General features: G+C 64.8%; 2 protein-coding genes and 1 pseudogene. All 3 read right to left on the bottom strand.

The window, feature by feature from the left end; translation table 11 throughout:
* Positions 1–382, bottom strand: a pseudogene (locus PFH44_RS26960) (ABC transporter permease); the annotation flags it as partial.
* Positions 372–1655: an ABC transporter permease gene (locus tag PFH44_RS26955; RefSeq protein ID WP_283826745.1), complete on the bottom strand. Its 1284-nt coding sequence runs from the start codon at positions 1653–1655 to the stop codon at positions 372–374. The gene PFH44_RS26955 and the pseudogene PFH44_RS26960, both read right to left, overlap by 11 nt.
* A 2-nt stretch (positions 1656–1657) precedes the next feature.
* Positions 1658–2188: Fe-S-containing protein (locus PFH44_RS26950; RefSeq protein ID WP_283826744.1), on the bottom strand; the 531-nt coding region annotated here is incomplete at its 5' end.

Here is a 2188-nt window from a genome sequence, read left to right as displayed (position 1 = left end):
CGCTCCCCTGCCAGTAGGGCACCAGCTTTTGCAGCGATTCGAACCACACGCCGACCATCACCACCTTTTCCAGCTCAGTGCGCGCGGTGCCGTACAGCCACGGGCTGGCGCCGTGGCTCAGCCCCGGCGGCGCGCCGTCGAGGATCGCCTGCAGCTCGGGCTGCGGCATGCTGGTACCGTGCCCGGGGCCAATATAGAAGTTGGCGCCGAAGGTGCGCAGCTCTTCGCTCATTTTACTGTTAATGTCGAACCACACGGCGGAGAGCGCCGTGACGATGGTCGCCCCCACCGCCAGCGCGGCAAACACCACGCTCACCCGCTGCAGGCGCAGGCGCAGCGCCCGCCGCACCAGCAGCCACAGCATGTCGCGCTTAGCGGCCATACAGCACCTCCACGGGATAAAGACGGGCGATGCGCCGCGCCGGGAACCAGGTGCCGATTAACGCAATCAGCACCGCAATCACCAGCACGCAGGGAACCACCACCCAGGCAAAATTAAGCGGCGTGGCGAACAGCATCAGGCCAATCACCTTAGCCAGCCCCCATCCCGCCATGCAGCCAAGCGCCCCGCCCGCGAGGCCGCCGAGCGCCGCCTCGAGGTAGAACAGCAGCAGGATTTGCCACTGCCGCGCGCCGAGCGCTTTCATCAGGCCGATCTCCTTCGCCCGCTCCATGATGGTGCTGGTCATCAGCGAGGCGATCCCCATCGCGGCGGCGGCCAGCGCCGCCAGAGTCACCACCGCCATCAGCAGCTGAATTTTATCGATAACCACCCCTTCCGAGGCGGCAACCTGCCACACCGGCCGCACCTGAGCGCCGGAGATCGCCTCCTCCAGCTGATGGGCAATGGAAGAGACGTAGGCCGTGCCGTCCCACAGGTCGTACTCCTCGGCATTCAGCGCCTCGAGATTCTCGCGCGCCCGGCGCGAGAGCTCGTTCTCCGGCACCGTCAGCGCCGACACGCGGATCGCCTGCACTTTCCCCGGCAGGCCCAGCAGCCGCTGAACCACGGCCAGCGGCATCACCAGCTGCTTATCTTCATCGCCGCCGCTGGATAAAATGCCGCTCACCTCGACGGTTAGATCGCGCTCCGCGGTCCGCAGCGTCAGGCGGTCGCCCGGCTTCCAGCCGGTGCTGCGCGCCAGCGCGTGGCCGACCAGGGTCTGCGGCAGCGGCCCCGGCGGCTCCTGCGGCCACTCTCCGACGACCTGCCAGTAGGGGCTGACCGTGCGCTGTCCGGTTTCATATCCCTCTTCGTCCGGTATCGCCACCGGCTGGCTGAAGAAGGTCCCCAGCAGCGGGACATCGTGACCGTTAACCTGCGCCTCGCCGCCGAGCATCGGGGCGAAGCCGACGATATTGTTGCGCCAGAAGATATCTTTAATATTGGGCAGCTCGGACTCATCGAGGAAGTCATCGCTGGCCAGCGGGTTGCTTTGCTCGCTGAACAGCGCCGGCAGCGCGGCCTGCCCCGCAGGCTCAATCAGGATATTGGCGCCGTAGGACTTCAGCTCGCGCGACATCTTGTCGCCGATGTCGATAGAGACCGCCAGCAGGGCCGAAATCAGGCTGGCGGCGAGAAAAACGGTCAGCACCGCCAGCGCCTTGCGCCGCAGGTTGCGCCCCCATGAGCGGTAGATCATTCGCCACAGCATCGCTACTCCTCCTTCACCGCGTCGGCAACGAACTGCTCCGGCGCCTGGCGAAAACGGTCATAGTTGGCTTCGGAGGCGAAGAACCAGGTCTTACCGCCATAGCTGTATTTAAATTCGGCCGCGGTATTGGTCAGGCTTGAGCCATCCACCGGGTCGGTAACCTTGATGGTCAGCACCGTCGAGAAGTAGTTCACTCCCGTCGCCAGCGCGCTGCCGGGGATCGTCAGCTCGGTTTCATCGTTGCGCCAGCCGTCGATCGGCACCGGGTTACAGCCGCCGGGTTTGCCAATCGACGGAATAAAAATGTGCACCCCACAGGCGACGCAAATGACCTGGTTACCTTCCATCACGTACCCCTGATCGCCGCACAGCAGGCAGGCGTCAAACACCACGCCGAGGCGTAGCTTGTCGGGATAGCGGTTGATCACAAAAAAGCGCACCGCTTTACCGTCGTCCGCTATCCACACGAAGCGATGCAGCTTGCCGTCGCGCACCTGCGCCAGCGGAATATGCACCTTACCGTCGGCGGCGAG

This window comes from Klebsiella sp. Ech2A (assembly GCF_030078455.1).
Taxonomy (GTDB): Bacteria; Pseudomonadota; Gammaproteobacteria; order Enterobacterales; family Enterobacteriaceae; genus Klebsiella; species Klebsiella terrigena.
This window is presented reverse-complemented; position numbering and strand designations above follow the sequence as displayed.

Bases quoted from the DNA above. Each gene is read 5' to 3' on its own strand.
- PFH44_RS26955 (WP_283826745.1), bottom strand. From the start codon at position 1,655: ATGCTGTGGCGAATGATCTACCGCTCATGGGGGCGCAACCTGCGGCGC.